General features: G+C 74.0%; 22 protein-coding genes. 15 read left to right on the top strand and 7 right to left on the bottom strand.

Annotation, left to right across the window (positions count from 1 at the left end):
* Positions 1–5 precede the first annotated feature (5 nt).
* From QSK52_RS13700 to QSK52_RS13685, 4 genes are all read right to left on the bottom strand, one after another.
* Positions 6–779 (bottom strand): response regulator transcription factor, encoded by a 774-nt coding sequence (locus QSK52_RS13700; RefSeq protein ID WP_285736269.1) that lies wholly within the window; start codon positions 777–779, stop codon positions 6–8.
* Between the two features lie 101 nt (positions 780–880).
* Positions 881–2,041, bottom strand: a complete 1,161-nt coding sequence (locus tag QSK52_RS13695) for a S1C family serine protease (protein ID WP_285736268.1) — start codon at positions 2,039–2,041, stop codon at positions 881–883.
* A gap of 89 nt (positions 2,042–2,130) precedes the next feature.
* Positions 2,131–3,171 carry a LacI family DNA-binding transcriptional regulator gene (locus tag QSK52_RS13690; RefSeq protein WP_285736267.1) on the bottom strand — a complete coding sequence of 347 codons (1,041 nt, stop codon included), beginning with the start codon at positions 3,169–3,171 and terminating at the stop codon, positions 2,131–2,133.
* Between the two features lie 170 nt (positions 3,172–3,341).
* The gene (locus QSK52_RS13685; RefSeq protein ID WP_352230285.1) at positions 3,342–4,073 is read right to left on the bottom strand and encodes a response regulator transcription factor; all 732 of its coding nucleotides are present in this window, start codon (positions 4,071–4,073) and stop codon (positions 3,342–3,344) included.
* Positions 4,074–4,656: 583 nt separating this feature from the next.
* On the opposite strand from QSK52_RS13685, the gene QSK52_RS13680 reads away from it, so the two are divergent.
* The 5 genes from QSK52_RS13680 to QSK52_RS13660 all read left to right on the top strand — a co-directional run bounded on the left by QSK52_RS13680 (position 4,657) and on the right by QSK52_RS13660 (position 7,792).
* Entirely contained in the window at positions 4,657–4,962 is a 306-nt protein-coding gene (locus tag QSK52_RS13680) for a MoaD/ThiS family protein (protein WP_285736266.1), read from the top strand.
* A gap of 121 nt (positions 4,963–5,083) precedes the next feature.
* Positions 5,084–5,761 (top strand): LmeA family phospholipid-binding protein, encoded by a 678-nt coding sequence (locus QSK52_RS13675; RefSeq protein WP_285736265.1) that lies wholly within the window; start codon positions 5,084–5,086, stop codon positions 5,759–5,761.
* 507 nt (positions 5,762–6,268) lie between these two features.
* Positions 6,269–7,102 (top strand): sulfurtransferase, encoded by an 834-nt coding sequence (locus QSK52_RS13670; protein WP_285736264.1) that lies wholly within the window; start codon positions 6,269–6,271, stop codon positions 7,100–7,102.
* 39 nt (positions 7,103–7,141) lie between these two features.
* On the top strand, positions 7,142–7,432 hold the full coding sequence (locus tag QSK52_RS13665; RefSeq protein WP_014137449.1) for a DUF1416 domain-containing protein: 291 nt from the start codon (positions 7,142–7,144) through the stop codon (positions 7,430–7,432).
* Between the two features lie 72 nt (positions 7,433–7,504).
* Positions 7,505–7,792, top strand: a complete 288-nt coding sequence (locus tag QSK52_RS13660; RefSeq protein WP_285736263.1) for a DUF3099 domain-containing protein — start codon at positions 7,505–7,507, stop codon at positions 7,790–7,792.
* Here the strand turns inward: QSK52_RS13660 and QSK52_RS13655 are convergent.
* Entirely contained in the window at positions 7,786–8,148 is a 363-nt protein-coding gene (locus QSK52_RS13655; protein ID WP_285736262.1) for a DsrE family protein, read from the bottom strand. The genes QSK52_RS13660 and QSK52_RS13655 overlap by 7 nt on opposite strands.
* Positions 8,149–8,389: 241 nt before the next feature.
* On the opposite strand from QSK52_RS13655, the gene QSK52_RS13650 reads away from it, so the two are divergent.
* The 3 genes from QSK52_RS13650 to QSK52_RS13640 all read left to right on the top strand — a co-directional run bounded on the left by QSK52_RS13650 (position 8,390) and on the right by QSK52_RS13640 (position 10,475).
* On the top strand, positions 8,390–8,974 hold the full coding sequence (locus QSK52_RS13650) for an FABP family protein (protein WP_285736261.1): 585 nt from the start codon (positions 8,390–8,392) through the stop codon (positions 8,972–8,974).
* Positions 8,975–9,061: 87 nt separating this feature from the next.
* Positions 9,062–9,508 (top strand): Fur family transcriptional regulator, encoded by a 447-nt coding sequence (locus tag QSK52_RS13645; RefSeq protein ID WP_285736260.1) that lies wholly within the window; start codon positions 9,062–9,064, stop codon positions 9,506–9,508.
* Between the two features lie 10 nt (positions 9,509–9,518).
* Positions 9,519–10,475, top strand: a complete 957-nt coding sequence (locus QSK52_RS13640; protein WP_285736259.1) for a YgfZ/GcvT domain-containing protein — start codon at positions 9,519–9,521, stop codon at positions 10,473–10,475.
* Between the two features lie 3 nt (positions 10,476–10,478).
* Here the strand turns inward: QSK52_RS13640 and dtd are convergent, their stop codons facing one another.
* Positions 10,479–10,910 (bottom strand): D-aminoacyl-tRNA deacylase, encoded by a 432-nt coding sequence (gene dtd / locus QSK52_RS13635; protein ID WP_285736258.1) that lies wholly within the window; start codon positions 10,908–10,910, stop codon positions 10,479–10,481.
* Positions 10,911–11,258: 348 nt separating this feature from the next.
* Between dtd and QSK52_RS13630 the strand changes: the two genes are divergently transcribed.
* The 3 genes from QSK52_RS13630 (at position 11,259) to QSK52_RS13620 (ending at position 13,139) form a co-directional block, all read left to right on the top strand.
* The gene (locus QSK52_RS13630; RefSeq protein ID WP_285736257.1) at positions 11,259–11,783 is read left to right on the top strand and encodes an RsiG family protein; all 525 of its coding nucleotides are present in this window, start codon (positions 11,259–11,261) and stop codon (positions 11,781–11,783) included.
* Between the two features lie 62 nt (positions 11,784–11,845).
* Positions 11,846–12,796 (top strand): asparaginase, encoded by a 951-nt coding sequence (locus tag QSK52_RS13625; RefSeq protein ID WP_285736256.1) that lies wholly within the window; start codon positions 11,846–11,848, stop codon positions 12,794–12,796.
* 109 nt (positions 12,797–12,905) lie between these two features.
* Entirely contained in the window at positions 12,906–13,139 is a 234-nt protein-coding gene (locus tag QSK52_RS13620; protein WP_285736255.1) for a dodecin, read from the top strand.
* Positions 13,140–13,231: 92 nt separating this feature from the next.
* Here QSK52_RS13620 and QSK52_RS13615 read toward each other — a convergent pair whose 3' ends face one another.
* Positions 13,232–13,723 (bottom strand): inorganic diphosphatase, encoded by a 492-nt coding sequence (locus QSK52_RS13615; protein WP_033217614.1) that lies wholly within the window; start codon positions 13,721–13,723, stop codon positions 13,232–13,234.
* Positions 13,724–13,800: 77 nt separating this feature from the next.
* Between QSK52_RS13615 and dacB the strand changes: the two genes are divergently transcribed.
* The 4 genes from dacB to hpt all read left to right on the top strand — a co-directional run bounded on the left by dacB (position 13,801) and on the right by hpt (position 18,556).
* The gene (gene dacB / locus QSK52_RS13610) at positions 13,801–15,300 is read left to right on the top strand and encodes a D-alanyl-D-alanine carboxypeptidase/D-alanyl-D-alanine endopeptidase (protein ID WP_285736254.1); all 1,500 of its coding nucleotides are present in this window, start codon (positions 13,801–13,803) and stop codon (positions 15,298–15,300) included.
* Between the two features lie 124 nt (positions 15,301–15,424).
* Entirely contained in the window at positions 15,425–16,582 is a 1,158-nt protein-coding gene (locus tag QSK52_RS13605; RefSeq protein ID WP_285736253.1) for a zinc-dependent metalloprotease, read from the top strand.
* 233 nt (positions 16,583–16,815) lie between these two features.
* The gene (tilS, locus tag QSK52_RS13600; protein WP_285736252.1) at positions 16,816–17,943 is read left to right on the top strand and encodes a tRNA lysidine(34) synthetase TilS; all 1,128 of its coding nucleotides are present in this window, start codon (positions 16,816–16,818) and stop codon (positions 17,941–17,943) included.
* 73 nt (positions 17,944–18,016) lie between these two features.
* Complete coding sequence (hpt, locus tag QSK52_RS13595) at positions 18,017–18,556, top strand: hypoxanthine phosphoribosyltransferase (RefSeq protein WP_033217699.1); 540 nt, start codon at positions 18,017–18,019, stop codon at positions 18,554–18,556.
* Positions 18,557–18,648 lie beyond the last annotated feature (92 nt).

Here is an 18,648-nt window from a genome sequence, read left to right as displayed (position 1 = left end):
CGGGCTCACGCCGCGGCGCCGGTCGCGGCGCGCAGCGCGTAGCCGACGCCGCGGACGGTCTGGATGAGGCGCGGCATGCCGTGCTGCTCGGTCTTGCGGCGCAGGTACATGACGTAGACGTCGAGGGAGTTGGAGGAGGGCTCGAAGTCGAAGCCCCAGACGGCCTTGAGGATCTGTTCGCGGGTGAGGACCTGCCGCGGGTGGGAGAGGAACATCTCCAGCAGCATGAACTCGGTGCGGGTGAGTTCGATGGCCCGGCCGTCCCGGGTGACCTCGCGGGTCGCGGTGTTCATCCGCAGGTCGGCGAAGGCGAGCACCTCGCCGCCGTCCTCGTCGGCGGCGGTGCGGGCGGCGGCCTCGGCGGCGAGCGCGTTGCGGCGGAGCAGGGCGCGGACGCGGGCGAGGAGTTCGTCGAGTTCGAAGGGCTTGGCGAGGTAGTCGTCGGCGCCGACGTCGAGGCCGGTGACGCGGTCGCCGACGGCGTCGCGGGCGGTGAGCATCAGGACGGGCACGGTGTCGCCGCGGGAGCGCATCCGGCGGACGGCGGTGAGGCCGTCCATCCGGGGCATCATGATGTCCAGCAGCACCAGGTCGGGGTGGTCGCGCTCGACGGCGGCCAGCGCCTCGTAGCCGTCGGTGGCGGTGGTGACCTGGTAGCCCTCGAAGGCGAGGCTGGATTCCAGCGCGTCGCGCAGCGCGGGTTCGTCGTCGACCACGAGGACGCGGGCGCCGCCGCCCGGGGCCTCGGCGGGAGTGCGGTCGTCGGCGGGGGGAGTCATCGGCGCGGGCCCTTTCTGAGTCCGGTGCGGTCCTGGCCATTGTCCGTCGGCGGGGACGGATCGGGCGGGTGGTCGACGGCGGTCGTCGACGCGACGGTGCGTCAGAGGGTCCGGCCGGCCTGCAACTGGGACAGCACCTGCTTGACGCTGTTGATCGGGATGGCGAAGCCGAGGCCGACGCTGCCCGCGTCGGAGCTGCCGGTCGAGCTGGAGCCGGAGGCGGAGTACATGGCCGAGTTGAGGCCGATGACCTGCCCGGCCGCGTTGATCAGCGGGCCGCCGGAGTTGCCGGGGTTGAGCGCGGCGTCGGTCTGCAGGGCCTGGTAGGTGGCGGTGTCGGCGGAGTCCGCGGACGAGGAGCCGGAGGAGCCGGAGGAGCCGCGCTGGCCGGGCAGGTTCGGGAAGCCGAAGCCGCCGTTGTTGCTGGTGGTGCCCTCGTCGACCTGGACGGAGACCTTGCGGTCCTTGGCGGAGACGATGCCGGAGGTGACGGTGCCGGTGAGGCCCTCGGGGTTGCCGATGGCGACCACCGGGTCGCCGACGGCGACGTCGTCGGAGTTGCCGAGGACGGCGGTGGTGCGGCCGCTGACGCCGGAGGCGGTGATGACGGCGACGTCCAGGGACTTGTCGGTGCCGGTGACGGTCGCGGTGGCGGTGGAGCCGTCCTGGAAGGTGACGGTCGTCCGGCCGCCGCCGCTGACCGCGCCGGAGACGACGTGGTAGTTGGTGAGGATCCGGCCGTCCTCGGTGAGCACCACGCCGGTGCCGGTGGCGGTGCCGCTGCCGGTCTCGACGGTGATCTGCACGACGGCGGGGGAGACCGCCGCGGCGATCGCGGAGACGTTGGGGCTGCCGTCGGCGTTCGCCGAGACGGGGCGCACCAGGGTGCTGCCCGCACTGGTGGAGCCGGTGCGCTCGTGGGCCAGGGCGCCGCCGGTGACGCCCCCGACCAGGGCGGCGACCGCGGCGACGGCGGTGGCCAGGGCGAGGCGGCCGCGCAGCAGGCCGCGGCGGGCGCGGTGGCCGGCGGGTGGCTGCTGGTCGGCGGGGCCGTCGGCGGGGACGGGGACCGCGGGCAGCAGCGCCGGGTCGCCCGCGCCGACGGGCGGCAGGGCCGGGTAGGCGGCCTCCCGGTACTCCCGGTACGGGGTGCCGGGGTACGACGGCGGGTACGCGGGGGCGGCGGGCGGCTGCGGCGGGAGCCGGCCCGCGCCGCCGTCCTGGGGGCGGGGCTCGGGGGTGCTGCGGTGCTGGTCGCTCATGACGACCAAGCTCCGCCCGTTTCATGAAGATCGGATGAGAGCGTGCTAGAGGTTCCCCGAGAAGCCCGTCAGCTTCTCATAAAGCCTGGTCAGGCCCGCTCGCCGCCGCAGCCGCAGGAACGCCGCACGACCAGGCGCGACGGGAACTTGCGGACCCGTTCGGTGTCGCTGCCGGGCACCATCAGCGAGTCGTCGAGGACCAGGTCGACGGCGGCCCGGGCCATCGCGTCCCGGTCGGAGGCGACGGTGGTCAGCGGCGGGGAGGCGAAGGCCGCCTCGGGGATGTCGTCGAAGCCGACCACCGCGAGGTCCTCGGGGACGCGCAGGCCCAGCTCCTGGGCGGCCCGGAGCACGCCGATCGCCTGGTCGTCGGTGGAGCAGAAGACCGCGGGCGGCCGCCGGTCGGAGCGGAGCAGCTCCAGGGCGACCTGGTAGGCGCCGTAGCGGTGGAACGGCGCGTCGACCAGGTGCGGTTCGGTGGGCAGGCCGTGCGCGGCCATCGCGAGCTCCCAGCCGGCCACGTGGTCGATGACCGGGTCGCCGGGGGCGGGGGACTCCACCGGGCCGCCGAAGCAGGCCACGTACGGGTGGCCGTGCACCTCCAGCAGGTGGCGGACGATCAGCTCGGAGCCGCCGATGTCGTCGGTGACCACGGCGACGTCGTCGATCGCCTCGGGGCGGCGGTGCAGCAGCACCACCTTGGCGCCCTCCATGGCGGCGAACTCCTCGGCGGCGCGCTGCGAGGGGCCCTGGCTGACCAGGATCAGGCCGGAGACCCGCATGCCGAGGAAGGCGCGGACGTAGTGCACCTCGCGGTCGTCCACGTAGTCGGAGTTGCCGATCAGCACGAGCTTGCCGCGCTCGGAGGCGGCGCGTTCCACGGCGTGCGCCATCTCGGCGAAGAACGGCTGCCGGGCGTCGGGGACGACCATGCCGATCAGGTTGGTGCGCCGGGAGGCCATCGCCTGGGCGACCGAGTTGGGTCGGTACCCGAGCTGCTCGATCGCGGCGAGCACCTTCTCCCGGGTGGCCGGGGCGACCGGCCGGGGACCGTTGTTGATCACATAGCTGACGACCGCGGTCGAGGTGCCAGCCAGTCGGGCTACGTCGTCGCGCGTCACCTTGGCCACGGGGGGAGTCTACGCGGGTGGTTCGGTGCTCCGGCCCGGGGTGACACCTGGTGGGACGGCCGTTTCCGGACCGATCCGGGCAAAGCCGGGCGAGTGTCCCCGCGGAGGTTCCCCGGGGCGTTCCCGCGGGGCCGGGCGGGTGCCTGGAGCACGGCCCGCCCGGCCCTCCGTCAGCGCTCCTGTGCCGCGCCGGTGCGGCTCTGCTCGGTGCGGTCGGCGCCCTTCTCGGGGCGCTCGGGCACCACGAAGCGGTAGCCGACGTTGCGCACGGTGCCGATCAACTGCTCGTTCTCGACGCCGAGTTTGGCGCGCAGTCGACGGACGTGGACGTCCACGGTGCGGGTGCCGCCGAAGTAGTCGTAGCCCCACACCTCCTGGAGCAGCTGGGCCCGGGTGAAGACCCGGCCGGGGTGCTGCGCCAGGTACTTGAGCAGCTCGAACTCCTTGAAGGTGAGGTCGAGGACGCGGCCCTTGAGCTTGGCGGAGTAGGTGGCCTCGTCGACCGAGAGGTCGCCGTTGCGGATCTCCATCGGGCTGTCGTCGGCGGCCGCGTTCAACCGCCCGAGGGCGAGCCGCAGCCGGGCCTCGACCTCGGCCGGCCCGGCGGTGTCGAGCAGCACGTCGTCGACGCCCCAGTCGGCGGTGACGGCGGCCAGGCCGCCCTCGGTGACCACCAGGATCAGCGGGCTGCCGATGCCGGTGGAGCGCAGCAGCTGGCACAGGCTGCGGATCTGCGGCAGGTCGCGCCGGCCGTCGACCAGGATCACGTCGGCGCTCGGGGTGTCGACCAGGGCGGACCCCTCGGCGGGGGCCACCCGGACGCTGTGCAGCAGCAGTCCGAGGGCGGGCAGCACCTCGGCGGAGGGTTGCAGGGCGTTGGTCAGCAGGAGCAGTGAACTCATACCCGGTTAGTCCCCTTTCCGGGTCGTCGCGGTCACGGCCGCCGGGGGAACGCCGGCCGCGGTACAGGGTGGGGGAGCGCCGACGGGTCGGCGGGCGCGTCGGCGGACGGGGCGGCGGTGGCTCGCCCGGGGGTCCCGCAACCCCCGGCGTCCCGCTGGTGCCTCGTCCATCGGCGTACCCTCCGGTCTGTCCCGCCGGTTGCGCACCTCGTCGTGCGGCCGGCGGCGGGGGCGTCCCGGCGGCGGGTGCGGGGTGGGTGCACCGTTCGCAAGAACGTCCGCATGGCGTCCTGAAAGCACAAAAGGACCCGGGGGCGACTCTGCCCGGATCCCTCATTGGATCGAGGATAGCCGACCGGCCCCGGCCTGGGGAGAGGCGCGAGCGGGGCGCATCGGGCGGACCCGCGCTCCGGGCGGCGGGCCGGACGGGCGGTGCGGGGGCGGGGTGCTTGCCCGGGGGAGGGGGGTGCGGGCGATGATGGGGGCCGCACCGGCCGCACCGTACGTGTACCCCGATCCGCGGGTGGGCCGCCGGCACCGGGCCGGCCGCCGTACCGGGCGAGGACCGTCGAGAGGGTTTGCCGTGAGCGCGACCACCGAGAACCGCACCTCCCCCGGATCACCCGCGCGGGTGAGCGGGACCGTCCGCTACTGGGCCGCCGCCAAGTCCGCGGCGGGGCTGGCCGAGCAGCCGTTCGCGGCCGCGACGCTGGCCGACGCGCTGACCGCGGTGCGCGCCGCGCACGCCGACCGGCCGGAGCTGCTGCGGCTGCTGGGGGTGTGCTCGTTCCTGCTGGACGGCGAGCAGGTGGGCGGCCGGGACCACGCCGGGCTGGTGCTGTCCGAGGGGTGGACGGTGGAGGTGCTGCCGCCGTTCGCCGGAGGCTGATCACCGTTTCCCCGGCGGCCGTTCCGGAACTGGGTCACCCGTGCGATCGTCCCTATGTCCGTGGAACGGATTCCGTTCGCCTTCGAACGGTATCCGGCTCGAACGTCTCAGGGGGAGTGCGATGCACGGCTCGGTGAAGCTGCTGGTCGGTCTCGGCGTGGTGGGCGGCCTGCTGGTCGGTGCCGACCGGATCGCCGTCGGGGTCGCGGAGGACCAGGCGGCGGACGCGGCCGTCTCCTCCGGCTGGATGACCAGCCGCCCCGACGTCGAGATCGACGACTTCCCGTTCCTGACCAGCGCGCTCTCCGGCGAACTGGACAAGGTCGTGATGAGCTCGGACGGGATGACCGTGACGGACGGGAAGGAGACCGTGACGGTGCACTCCTTCAGGGCGAACATGTCCGACGTGAAGTTCACCGACTCCTACCGCGGCGTCACGGTCGGGCACGGCGACGGCCAGGGCACCATCTCCTACCAGGACCTGTCGAAGTTCGTGGCGGGCGCGGCGGGCGGGCAGATCACCCTGGAGTACGCGGGCCCGGGCAAGGTGAAGACCTCGGTGCTCGGCGCCACGGTCGAGGGGAAGCTGCGCAACGAGGGCAACGAGGTCGTCGTGGACGGCTTCGAACTCGGCGGTCTGGCGGCCAAGTTGAAGCCCGTGGCCGGGGACCTGCTGAAGCCCCGCCGGTTCGCGCTGTCCGGCCTGCCGACCGGCCTCTCGCTCTCCGAGGCGACCCCCGAGCCGGACGGCGTCCGGCTGCGCTTCACCCTCGCCCCGGGCACCACGCTCGGCCACTAGCGTCCGTCCGCTGGGCGAGACGCGCTGTCCAGCACGGCCGTCGGAACGCCCCGGAACACCCGTTCGCCCTGCCCCCGCACCGGGGGCGGGACGGTCGCCGCGCGAGCGAAAACCGGTAAATCCCAGGATTCGGACGTTCGGGTCTCAGCATTCGACACGATGGTGACAGCACCCCCACCGCTTCCCTAGCATCGTCGTCATGAAGCGACAGGCGGACCTCACGAAGCGGCGGGCGGTAGACCACTGCCGCGTGTCGAGCTGCCTGTGTCGAATGCGCTGACTCTGCGGTCACGTCCCGCAGTCCCGGCGCGTCAGCCCCGCTCCGACGCCGCGAACCGGTAGCCATGGGCACCGGTGCGTCCGGAGCGACGGGCACCCACCTCTGATCCACCCCGGCCGAAGCCGCGCCCGCCCCCGTCCCAGCATGCGGACAGGTGTGCGGACGCGTGCGGTCCGGAGCACTCCCAGCAGCCCTTCCGCCAACCGCCCCCGGATGGAGAAACCCACATGAGCCGCAGCGACGTCCTGGTCGACGCCGACTGGGTCCAGGCCCACCTGGACGACCCGAAGGTCGTCATCGTCGAGGTCGACGAAGACACCGCCGCCTACGACAAGAACCACATCCGCAACGCGGTCCGGATCGACTGGAAGAAGGACCTCCAGGACCCGGTCCGCCGCGACTTCATCGACCAGGCCGGCTTCGAGGCGCTGCTGTCCGCCAAGGGCATCGCCAACGACGACACCGTGGTGCTCTACGGCGGCAACAACAACTGGTTCGCGTCCTACGCCTACTGGTACTTCAAGCTGTACGGCCACGGCGACGTCCGCCTGCTGGACGGCGGCCGCAAGAAGTGGGAGCTCGACTCCCGCGAGCTGGTCGTCGAGCAGCCCCAGCGGGCCGCCACCCAGTACACCGCGCAGCCGGCCGACTCCTCGATCCGCGCCTTCCGCGACGACGTGGTCAACGCGATCGGCACCCTGAACCTGGTCGACGTCCGCTCGCCCGACGAGTTCTCCGGCAAGCTGCTCGCCCCGGCCCACCTCCCGCAGGAGCAGTCGCAGCGTCCGGGCCACGTCCCGTCCGCCAAGAACATCCCGTGGGCGAAGAACGCCAACGACGACGGCACCTTCAAGAGCGACGACGAGCTCAAGGCCCTCTACGAGGCCGAGGGCGTCGACCTGGCGACCGACACCATCGCGTACTGCCGGATCGGCGAGCGCTCCGCGCTCACCTGGTTCGTGCTGCACGAGCTGCTCGGCCAGGAGAACGTCAAGAACTACGACGGTTCGTGGACCGAGTACGGCAGCCTGGTCGGCGTGCCGATCGAGCTCGGCAACTGAGCCCCGGCTCGCGCGACAGCAAGGAAGAGGGAAACAGACATGTGCGGTGCGAAGGCCGGCGGCCCGGACCTGGCAGGAGTTGACGTGGCCAACGAGACGATCATCCAGGGTTCGGTGACCCGCAACGACGAGCCGGTCAACGGCTACGTGCGGCTCCTCGACGAGAACGGCGAGTTCACCGCCGAGGTCCCGACCTCGGCGACCGGGCAGTTCCGGTTCTTCGCCCGCCCGGGCAAGTGGACGCTGCGGGCCCTGGTGCCCGGCGCCACCGTGGACCGCCAGGTGGTCGCCACCCAGGGCGAGTTCACCGAGGTCGCGATCGCGGTCTGAGGACCGCGCGACAGCGTGACGAGGGGCCCCGACGCCTTCTGGCGCCGGGGCCCCTCGGCCTACCCTGGAAGCGTGCAGGCACACCGGAGGCACGTGCGCTACTTCGTGATGATGGGCGTCTGCCTGGCGCTGTTCGTCCTGGCCTGGGGCGTGGTGCGCTTCTGGTCGGTCGGCGCCGCCATCGGCATGTGCGTGGTCGCGATGGTGATCCCGCCGGTCGCCGCCGTCCTGGCCAACAAGCGCGACCGGGACGACGACTGGTGGAACGACCCGCGCTGGGACGACCCGCACTGGGAGCAGCGCGGCCACGACCGGGACCGGCCGGACCGCGAGCCCCCGGACGACGGGGCCGGTCAGTAGACCAGCGCCCTGGCGTCGTCCGCCATCACCTCGGCCAGGAACACCTGCGCCCCGGCGATCCGCACGCCCTCGATCACGTCGGCCTGCGCGATGTCCCGGCGCGCCGCGCACTGGGTGCACAGCGTGACGCTCCCGCCCGCCAGGACCGCCTCCAGCAGGTCCGGCAGCGGCGCCGAGTGCGGCAGCTCGAACTCGGCGGCCCTCCCCGGCAGGGCGAACCAGGCGGACTCCCCGGTCAGCCAGAGCGAGACCGGGACGCCGCTGGCGACGGCGACCGAGGCGACCGTGAAGGCCTGCGAGCAGCGCTCGGGCGCGTCCGCCCCGGCGGTGACCTTGATGACCAGCTTCTTCGACATGCCCCAGAGACTACGGGCGCGGGGGCTGCCGGATAGACTCGCGCCGTACCACAGCCCGTCGAACCCGCCCCTGGAGCGCACCGTGTCCGGACTCGAGATCTTCTACGACAGCCTGCTGGCCGTGATCGCCGTGCTGATCACCTGGTTCGCCATCTTCTCCGTCATGAAGCTCTACCAGGGCCAGCGCTGACGGCTGTCGTACGGTTGACCCGGTAACCGTCCGACGACACCAGCCAGGACCATGATCGAGATTCCTTCCGACCTCCACCGCGACGTCGTCCCGCTCGCCTTCCTCCTCGGCACCTGGGAGGGCGCGGGCGTCCACGACTTCCCGGGTTCCGAGAAGTGCAACTTCGGCCAGGAGGTCGTCTTCCGGCACGACGGCCGTCCCTTCCTGGAGTTCCGCTCCCGCAGCTGGGTGCTGGACGAGAAGGGGGAGAAGGTCCGCCCGCTGGAGACCGAGCACGCCTTCTGGCGGGTCACCAGCAACCAGCACGGCACCAGCGGCGAGCGCGAGATCGAGGTCTCCTCGGTCCGCGACGACGGCACCGTGGAGATCTGGTACGGCAAGCTGCACGACGGCAAGCCGCAGATCGACCTGGCCACCGACGCGGTCGCCCGGATCGAGGGCGCGGCCCCCTACAGCGGCGGCAAGCGGCTGTACGGCCTGGTCAAGGACGAGCTGCTCTGGGTCGGCGAGAAGGCCGCCCCCGAGGTGCCGCTGCGCCCGTACATGTCGGCGCAGCTGAAGAAGGTGCTCAACCCGGCGCAGCTGATCAGCGACATCAACGACCTGCCGGACGACGGCATCGCGTTCTTCCGCTGAGCGGCCCGGTACGCACGGAGTAGGGACCGACCACCCGGCCGGTCCCTACACTTGTCGGCAGGACCTCTCACCGGGCAGGGACAACACGTGGCGAACAGCGAGACCACCGACTGGAAGGCCGACCTGCGCGAGCGCGGCTACCGGCTGACCCCGCAGCGCCAGCTGGTGCTGGAGGCCGTCGACGTGCTCGACCACGCGACCCCGGACGAGATCCTCTGCCAGGTCCGCAGGACCGCCAGCGGCGTCAACATCTCCACCGTGTACCGCACGCTGGAGCTGCTGGAGGAGCTCGGCCTGGTCTCGCACGCGCACCTCGGCCACGGCGCCCCCACGTACCACCTGGCGGGCCGGCACACCCACCTGCACCTGGTCTGCCGGGACTGCGACAGGGTCACCGAGACCGACACCGCGATCGCCGCCCCGCTGATCGACAGCCTGCGCACCGAGCACGGCTTCGACACCGACCTCAAGCACTTCGCCATCTTCGGCCGCTGCGCGGACTGCACCGCCAAGTCGGAGGGCGGGCGGTCGTAAGCTGGCGGGTATGAAGAGCCCGCTGCTTGCCCTGCCCGGCGCCGTCCCGGCCGAAGGTCCCGACGAGGGGGTCGCCGCCCACTACGGCGACCTGTTCCGCGAGCAGCGCGCGCTGGCCGCCGGGCGCGGCTTCACCGACCTCTCGCACCGCGGCGTGATCACCGTGACCGGCCCGGACCGGCTGAGCTGGCTGCACCTGCTGCTCACCCAGCACGTCAGCGAACTGCCGCCGCAGCAGGCCACCGAGGCGCTGGTGCTCTCCCCGAACGGGCACGTGGAGCACGCGCTCTACCTGGTCGACGACGGGGGGACCACCTGGATCCACGTCGAGCCGGGCGGCGCGCCCGCGCTGGTGGCGTACCTGGAGTCGATGAAGTTCTGGAACCGGGTCGAGGTCACCGACGCCACCGAGCAGTACGCCGTGGCGTTCCTGCCCGCGGGCTCCACCGCCCCGGTCGGGAAGGCCGCCGCGGTGCGCGAACTCCCGTGGGGCCGCGACCTGTTCCTGCCGCGCGCCGAACTCGCCGCGGCCGCCGAGGAGTTCGGCCCGGCGGCGGGCGTCTGGGCGTACGAGGCGCTGCGGATCGAGGGGCACCGGCCGCGGCTCGGCTTCGAGACCGACCACCGCACCATCCCGCACGAGGTGGACTGGCTGGGCAGCGCCGTGCACCTGCAGAAGGGCTGCTACCGCGGCCAGGAGACGGTCGCCCGGGTGCACAACCTGGGTCGGCCCCCGCGCCGCCTGGTGTTCCTGCACCTGGACGGCACCGAGGAGAAGCTGCCCGCGCACGGCACCGAGGTCCGCGTCGAGGGCCAGGAGCGCCCGGTCGGCTTCGTCACCTCCTCGGCCCGGCACCACGAGCTGGGCCCGATCGCGCTGGCCCTGGTCAAGCGCAACACCCCGGTGGACGCGGTGCTGCTGGCCGACGGCGTCCCCGCCAGCCAGGACGTGATCGTCCCGGCGTAGCGCCTAGACCTCCAGCAGGACGGTGAACGGCCCGTCGTTCACCAGCGAGACCTTCATGTCGGCGCCGAACCGTCCGGTCTCCACCTTCGCGCCCAGCGCCCGCAGTTCGGCCACCACCGCGTCCACCAGCGGTTCGGCGACCGGGCCGGGCGCGGCGGCGTTCCAGGTGGGGCGGCGGCCCTTGCGGGCGTCGCCGTAGAGGGTGAACTGGCTGATCACCAGCAGCGGGGCGCCCAGTTCCGAGCAGGAGAGCTCGGGGCTGCCCGGGAAGAGCCGCAGCGTCCAGAGCTTGCGGGCCAGTTGGGCGGCCCGGGCCGGGGTGTCCTCGTGGGTGGCGCCGACCAGCACGCACAGGCCCGGCCCCTCGATCGCGCCGACCGTCTCGCCGTCCACCGTCACGGCCGCCCCGGCGACCCGCTGCACCACTGCTCGCATGCCGCCCATTGTGCCGGGCCCGGCCCGCCGGGGGCGCGCGGCCTCCGGTTGCGCGCCGGGGTCGCACGTGCTGCGCCCCGATCCGTGCAGGTGAACCCGTGGCGCGGATTCTTCGTACTAGCCAGGGGTGTTCGCCAGGGGGCCGTTCGGGTACTCGGGCGTGCGGCGCCGGGGCCCGGGGTGGCACGCTGTCCGACGGTCCGGGGCCTTCCGGGCCCCGCCGGGGCGTCCGCCGTCCCGGCGAACCGCGTCACCCGCACGAGTGGCACCGCCCGCCGGGGGGAACCCTGGGTGGCGGGCGGCCCGTGCTAGTGGCGGGCACTGGTACTACGGCAGGTGGTCGGATTGATGGACGTGAGCGCGGTCGACGAGGGCCTGGCCGGTCTGGCCCTGGAGGAACTGCGGGTGCTCCGCCGGGACGCGCTGGAGCAGGAGGCCGACCTGTCCTACCTGCGCCGCCTGCTGCACGGCCGGATGGACATCCTCCGGGCCGAACTGCAGCGCCGGGAGATCATCCCGCTGCAGGCCGCCGACGAGGCCCCCTGCGCCCTGCTGGACCGCCTGCCGGCCATCCTCGCCGACGCCCCCTCCGCGACCCGCCGCCCGGCCCGGCACGTCACCCTCGGCCCGCCCCGCGGCGAGCGCTACCAGCAGGAGGCCGACGCCCTGATGGGCGACGTCCAGCTGGCCGACCTGGCCGCGCACCCCACCGCCGACCTGCTGGCCGCCGTCGAGCGCCTGGACGAGCACCAGCGCGAGGTCTCCGGCCGCCGCCAGGCCCTGCAGCGCACCGCGGACGACTGCGGGGCCGAGATCACCCGCAGGTACCGTGAGGGGGAGGCCCGGGTCGACGACCTGCTCAGCGAGCGCTGAGCGGGGCGGACGCGGCCGGGGCCCACCCTCACCCTCACCGCCCCGTCCCTGGAGACCCACCCGTGTCGCAGTCCGCCCTGCCCGCCCTCGCCGAGGTCATACGCTCCGGCTTCACCGAGGGCCGCCACCGCGGTTCGCTGGTCCTGCTCGACGCCGACGGCGCCGTCGAGTACGCGCTCGGCACCCCCGAACTCCCGGTCTACCCGCGCTCCACCGCCAAGCCCTTCCAGGCGGTCGCCACCCTGCGGGCGGGCCTCGACCTGCACGGCGAACAGCTCGCGCTGGCCGCCTCCAGCCACTCCGCCGAACCCTTCCACCGCGCCGCGGTGCGCAAGCTGCTCGCCGGTGCGGGCCTCACCGAGGCCGCCCTGCGGCTGCCCGCCGACCTCCCGCTGGACGAGGTGGAGGCCGAGGAGCTGCTGCGCTCCGGCGGGGAGCGCGCCCCGATCCTGATGGACTGCTCCGGCAAGCACGCCGCCTGGCTGGCCGCCTCCGCCGCCAACGGCTGGAACCTGGAGTCCTACCTCGACCCGGACCACCCGATCCAGCAGCTCGCCCGCACCGCCCTGGAGGAGGCCGTCGGCGAGCGCGCCGCCCACCTGGGCACCGACGGCTGCGGCGCCCCGCTGCTGGCCGTCTCGCTCACCGGCCTGGCCCGCGGCTACCGCGCCCTGCTGCTGGCCGACCCGGGCACCGAGCAGCGCCGGGTCGCCGACGCGATGCGCGCCCACCCCGAGTACGTGGCCGGCACCCGCCGGGCCGACACCTGGCTGATGCGGGCGGTGCCCGGCGCGCTGTCCAAGATGGGCGCCGAGGCCGTCCAGGTGGTGGCGCTGCCCGACGGCCGCGCCCTCGCCTTCAAGATCGAGGACGGCGCCGAGCGCGCCCGCGGCCCGGTGCTGGCCGCCGCGCTGCGCCGCCTGGGCCTCGCGGACCCGGTGCTGGACCGGATCGCGGCCGCCCCGCTGCACGGCGGCGGCGCCGTGGTCGGCGAGGTCCGCGCGGCGTTCTGAACCGCGGCCCCGCCGCCCCGTCGGCCGACCCCGGGATGCCCGGGGCGGCACTTCGGTGCACGGTGGACGGCGGGGGAGCCACCCGCCGCCGCACCAGGGAGAGACCGCCATGACCGACCACACCTACCGGGTCACCGAGATCGTCGGGTCCTCGCACGAGGGCGTGGACGCCGCGATCCGCAACGGCATCGCCCGCGCCAACCGGACGCTGCGCAACCTGGACTGGTTCGAGGTGGTGCAGGTCCGCGGCCACATCGCGGACGGCGAGATCGAGCACTTCCAGGTCGGCCTGAAGGTCGGCTTCCGGCTCGACGACAACGACGGCGCCGACGACGGCGCCTGAGCCCGGCTCCGGGAACGCGCGAGGGGCGGGAGTCCGGTCGGACTCCCGCCCCTCGCACAGGTGCGGCAGGGCGCCCCGGAGGGCGGCACGGCTCAGTGGCCGCCCTGCTCCTGCAGACGCTTGATCGAGGCCTCGATCTCGGCCTCGGCCTCGGCCCGGCCGACCCAGTCGGCGCCCTGGACGGACTTGCCCGGCTCCAGGTCCTTGTAGACCTCGAAGAAGTGCTGGATCTCCAGGCGGTCGAACTCCGACACGTCCTGCAGGTCCTGCAGGTGCGACCAGCGCGGGTCGGTCGCCGGGACGCAGAGCAGCTTGTCGTCGCCGCCGGCCTCGTCCGTCATGTGGAACATGCCGATGGCGCGGCACTTGATCAGGCAGCCGGGGAAGGTCGGCTCCTCCAGGATGACCAGTGCGTCCAGCGGGTCGCCGTCGTCCGCGAGGGTGCCCTCGACGTAGCCGTAGTCGGCCGGGTAACGGGTCGAGGTGAAGAGCATGCGGTCCAGGCGGAGCCGGCCGGTCTCGTGGTCGACCTCGTACTTGTTGCGCGAGCCCTTCGGGATCTCGATCAGGACGTCGAACTCCAACGGTTCCTCCAAGGGTTGGGACTGACAGAATCCAAGTGTCTCCTACGGCGGGGTGTGCTCAGGAAAGGGGCCGGTCGGTGAGATCAGGGACAGGGGCGGGACGCGGGCGCAGAGCCGCGCTGGCGGCCGCGCTGGGAGCGGTGCTGGCCGGCGGGACGACGTTCGCGGGTCCGGCCCTCGCGCAGCCCTCGCCGGACCCGGCGCACAGCAGGCGGGCCGGCCAGGGCGACGGCCAGGGCCAGGACCGGCCGGGCGGCGACCACGGCGACGGCCGGCCGCAGCGCCGCGGCGACCGGCCCCGGGCGGTTCCGGTCAAGGGGCCGGTGCTGGCCGCGGGGGACGCCGCCGACAGCAAGGCGCCGACCGGCGGCGGGCTGCGCACCGCGCTCGGCGGCACCGTCCAGGACAAGGCGCTGGGCACCCTGAACTTCGCCGTCGCCGACGCCGCCACCGGCGAGTTCCTGTTCGGCGCGCAGGAGAACGTCCCGGCCACGCCCGCCTCCACCACCAAGCTCGCCACCGCCGTCGCCGCGCTCGCGCTGCTGCCCGCCGAGCACCGGATCGCCACCACCGTGGTCCGCGGCGCCCCCGGCGAGATCACCCTGGTCGGCGGCGGCGACCCCACCCTGACCGCCCTGCCCGCCGACCAGGTCCGGATCGGCGGCGCCCCCGTCGACCAGGACAGCTCCCCCGCCTCGATGGCCGAACTGGCGCACCGCACCGCCGCCGCGCTCAAGGCGGCCGGCACCGCCGAGGTCAAGCTCTCCTACGACACCTCGCTGTACACCGGCCCGCTGCTGCACCACGACCACGACGCGACGAACATCGCCGCGGTCACCCCGCTGATGGTCGACGAGGGCCGGATCGACCCGCGCTCGCCCGACGAGGCCCCGGCCCGGGTGTTCGACCCCGCCGGGCAGGCCGCCGACTCCTTCGCCGGGTTCCTCAGGGCCGAGGGCGTCACCGTCCAGGGCAAGCCCGCCCAGGCCGCCGCCGCCCCGGCCGGAGCCACCGAGCTCGCCCGGGTGGAGTCGCCGACGATCGGACGGCTGGTCGAGCGGATGCTCACCACCTCCGACAACACGCTGGCCGAGGCCGTCGCCCGGCAGGCCGCGCTCGCCGCGAAGCAGCCCGCCAGCTTCGAGGGCGCGGCCAAGGCGGTGACCGGCGAACTGGCCGCGCTCGGCGTGCCGTTGGACGGGGTGGTGCTCACCGACGGCAGCGGCCTGGCCAAGGCCAACCTGATCCCGCCGATCACCCTGGTCGACCTGCTCGCCACGGCCGCCGCCCCGGCCCACCCCGAACTCCGCCCGGTCATCACCGGCCTCCCCGTCGCGGGCTTCTCCGGCACCCTGGTGAATCGGTTCGGCGCCAAGTCCGGCGCGAACGAGGCCGCCGGCATCGTCCGCGCCAAGACCGGCACCCTCCAGGGCGTCAACACCCTGGCCGGCACCGTGGTCGACGCCGACGGCCGCGTCCTCGCCTTCGCCCTGATGACCCGCACCGACGCCGACCCCACCGCGGCCCGCGCCGCCGTCGACCGCATCGTCGCCAGGATCGCCGCCTGCGGCTGCTGACCCCGCGGGGGCGGCCGGCCCCGGCGGCCGGAGGAGCGGCACCGCTCCGCATGTCCCGGCCCGGGGCGGGTAGCCGTGCGCGGGGTCCCTCCCCGGGGAGGGGGCCAGCACGTACGGTGAGGGCATGACGAGCGCGAGCGGCGGTGCGGAGATGGTCGACTGGGATCTCGCGGTGGCGACCGCGACGCGGCTCGCCCGGCCGGGCCCGCGGATCGGTCGGGACGAGGCCCGGGCCGCGGTCGCCGAACTGCGGCGGCACGCCGCGGAGGCGGAGCGGCACGTGCGGGAGTACACCCGGATGGGGTCGACCGCGGCGGCGGGGACGCCGGTGCTGGTGGTGGACCGGCCCGGCTGGGTGCGGGCCAACGTGGCGGGCTTCCGGACGGTGGTGCGGCCGTTGACCGACCGGCTGGCGGCCCGGCGGCAGGGCGGCGGCCGGGGCGCGGCGGTGGCCGGTTCGGCGGGGGCGAAGGCGACGGGGGTGGAGGTCGGCGTGGTGCTGGCCTTCCTGTCGGCGAAGGTGCTGGGCCAGTACGAGACCTTCGCCCCGGCGGAGCTGCCGAGCGCCCCGGACAGCCCGGAGGGCCTGTTCGACCAACCGCGGCGCGGCCTGGCGGTGCCGCCCGGGCGGCTGCTGCTGGTGGCGCCGAACATCGTCCAGGTGGAGCGCGAACTCGACGTCGCCCCGCACGACTTCCGGCTCTGGGTGTGCCTGCACGAGGAGACCCACCGGACCCAGTTCACCGCGGTGCCGTGGCTGCGCGACCACATCCAGTCCGAGGTGCAGGAGTTCCTGGCGCAGACCGACGTCGACCCGGCGGCCTTCCTGGAGCGGCTGCGCGAGGCGCTCGGCGGCCTGCCCCTCCCGGGCCGGCCCGGCGTCCGCCGGGAGGACGCGCCCAGCGTCACCGACCTGGTCCAGACGCCCGCGCAGCGGGAGATCCTGGCCCGGCTGACGGCGGTGATGTCGCTGCTGGAGGGCCACGCGGACGTGGTGATGGACGGGGTGGGGCCCGCGGTGGTGCCCTCGGTGGCGGAGATCCGGGAGAAGTTCCAGCGCCGCCGCGACCGCGGCAGCGGCCGGCTCGACCTGGCGCTGCGCCGACTGCTCGGGATGGACGCCAAGCTGCGGCAGTACCAGGACGGCGCGGTGTTCGTCCGGGGCGTCGTGGAGCGGGTCGGGATGGACGGCTTCAACCGGGTGTGGACCTCGCCGAACACGCTGCCGACCAAGGAGGAGGTCCACGACCCGGCGTCCTGGGTGGCCCGGGTGATCGGCTGAGCGCGGGAACCGGACCGGTCCGGTTCCCCTCCCGACCGGTCCGTCGAGCGGGCGAGTCGTACACCTGGCGGCAGACGTAACGTTTCTCCATTCACCCGTACGTGGGACGGTGGATCCGCCGTTGGCGCGGGTGGCGTGGGCGGTGTCCGGATTCTGCGACCATCTGTGAGCGCCTGGTGACCGAGAGCTGACAGGCGGCCGACGTACCCCCCCTCCGCCAAGGAGTGCCAACCATGGGCCCACACCCCGCTGTCGCGGCGATACGCCTCGCCGTCCGCCGTACCCTCGCCGAGCTCGCCGCGGAGGCGGGCGTCACCCCCGGCGGGCCGGTCCGCACGCCCGCGCCCGTGCCGGTGCCCGTGCTGGCGGGCACCGCGACGGTGCCCGGCACGTTGATCGGCAACGCCCGCCGCCACCCCTCCGGCCTGCCCCGCACGCCCGCCGCGCCCGGCTCCCCGCTGGTGCTGGTGGCGGTCTCCGGCGGCGCCGACTCGATGGCGCTGGCCACCGCCACCGCCTTCGAGGCCCCCAAGCTCGGCCTGCGGGTCGGCGCCGTGACCGTCGACCACGGCCTGCAGGACGGTTCGGCCGAGCGCGCCGAGCAGGTCGCCGCCCGGCTGCGCGAGCTCGGCCTCGACCCGGTGGAGGCGGTCGCCGTCCGGGTGGGCCGCGGGGGCGGCCCGGAGAACGCCGCCCGGGACGCCCGCTACGCCGCCCTGGACCTGGCCGCCGAGCGCCACGGCGCGCTCGCCGTGCTGCTCGGCCACACCCGCGACGACCAGGCGGAGACGGTGCTGCTGGGCCTGGCCCGCGGCTCCGGCGCCCGTTCGCTGGCCGGGATGCCCGCGCAGAAGGGCCGCTACCGCCGCCCGCTGCTGGAGCTGGACCGGGCCGCCACCCGGCAGGCCTGCACCGCGCAGTCCATCCCGGTCTGGGACGACCCGCACAACTCCGACCCGGCCTACACCCGCTCCCGGGTCCGGCACGAGGTGCTGCCGGTGCTGGAGAAGCACCTGGGCGGCGGCGTGGTCGAGGCGCTGGCCCGCACCGCCCGGCTGTTCCGCGACGACGCCGACGCCCTGGACCAGTGGGCCGCCCTGGCCGAGCGCGACCTGCGCGCCCCGGAGGGCGGCCTGGAGGTCGGCAAGCTCGCCGAACTGCCCCCCGCCGTGCGCCGCCGGGTGCTGCGCCGGGCGGCGCTGCGCGCGGGCTGCCCGGCCGGTGACCTGTTCGCCCGGCACCTGGAGACCGTGGACCTGCTGGTCACCGGCTGGCGCGGTCAGGGCCCGCTGCACCTACCCGGGGGCGTCGAAGCCGTGCGCCGGTGTGGCACGCTGGTGTTTCGGCGGCAGGGCGACTGAGCACAGTCGTACCGCCGCCGCCGAACCCAGACCCCGAACGTTTGAGGACGTATCCCCGGTGGACCAGAACGACATGGGCGCAGACCTCGCGAAGGTGCTCATCAGCAAGGACGAGATCGACGCCAAGCTGGTGGAGCTGGCCGCGCGGATCGACCAGGACTACGCCGGGAAGGACCTCCTGCTGGTCGGCGTCCTCAAGGGCGCCGTCATGGTGATGGCGGACCTGGCCCGGGCCCTGCACAGCCAGGTCACCATGGACTGGATGGCGGTCTCCTCGTACGGGATGGGCACCAAGTCCTCCGGCGTGGTGCGGATCCTCAAGGACCTGGACACCGACATCGCGGGCAAGGACGTGCTGATCGTCGAGGACATCATCGACTCCGGCCTGACGCTGTCCTGGCTGCTCGGCAACCTGGGCTCGCGCGGCCCGGCCTCGCTGAAGGTGTGCACCCTGCTGCGCAAGCCGGACGCCGCCAAGGTGGAGATCGACGTCGAGTACGTCGGCTTCGACATCCCCAACGAGTTCGTGGTCGGCTACGGCCTGGACTACGCGGAGAAGCTGCGCAACCTGCCGTTCATCGGCACGCTCGCGCCGCACGTGTACGGCGGCTGAACCGTTCGGGCGACGGGTGGGAACAGGGCACCGTTCCCGCCCGTTGTGCGGGGGTAGGAAAATAGTCCGCACCGTGGTGCGATCCCGCCGGT

The sequence above is a fragment of the Kitasatospora phosalacinea genome (assembly GCF_030268885.1).
In the GTDB taxonomy this organism is placed as follows: domain Bacteria; phylum Actinomycetota; class Actinomycetes; order Streptomycetales; family Streptomycetaceae; genus Kitasatospora; species Kitasatospora phosalacinea_C.
The sequence above is the reverse complement of the archived record's forward strand: the minus strand, read 5'-3'. Positions and strand labels throughout refer to the sequence as shown.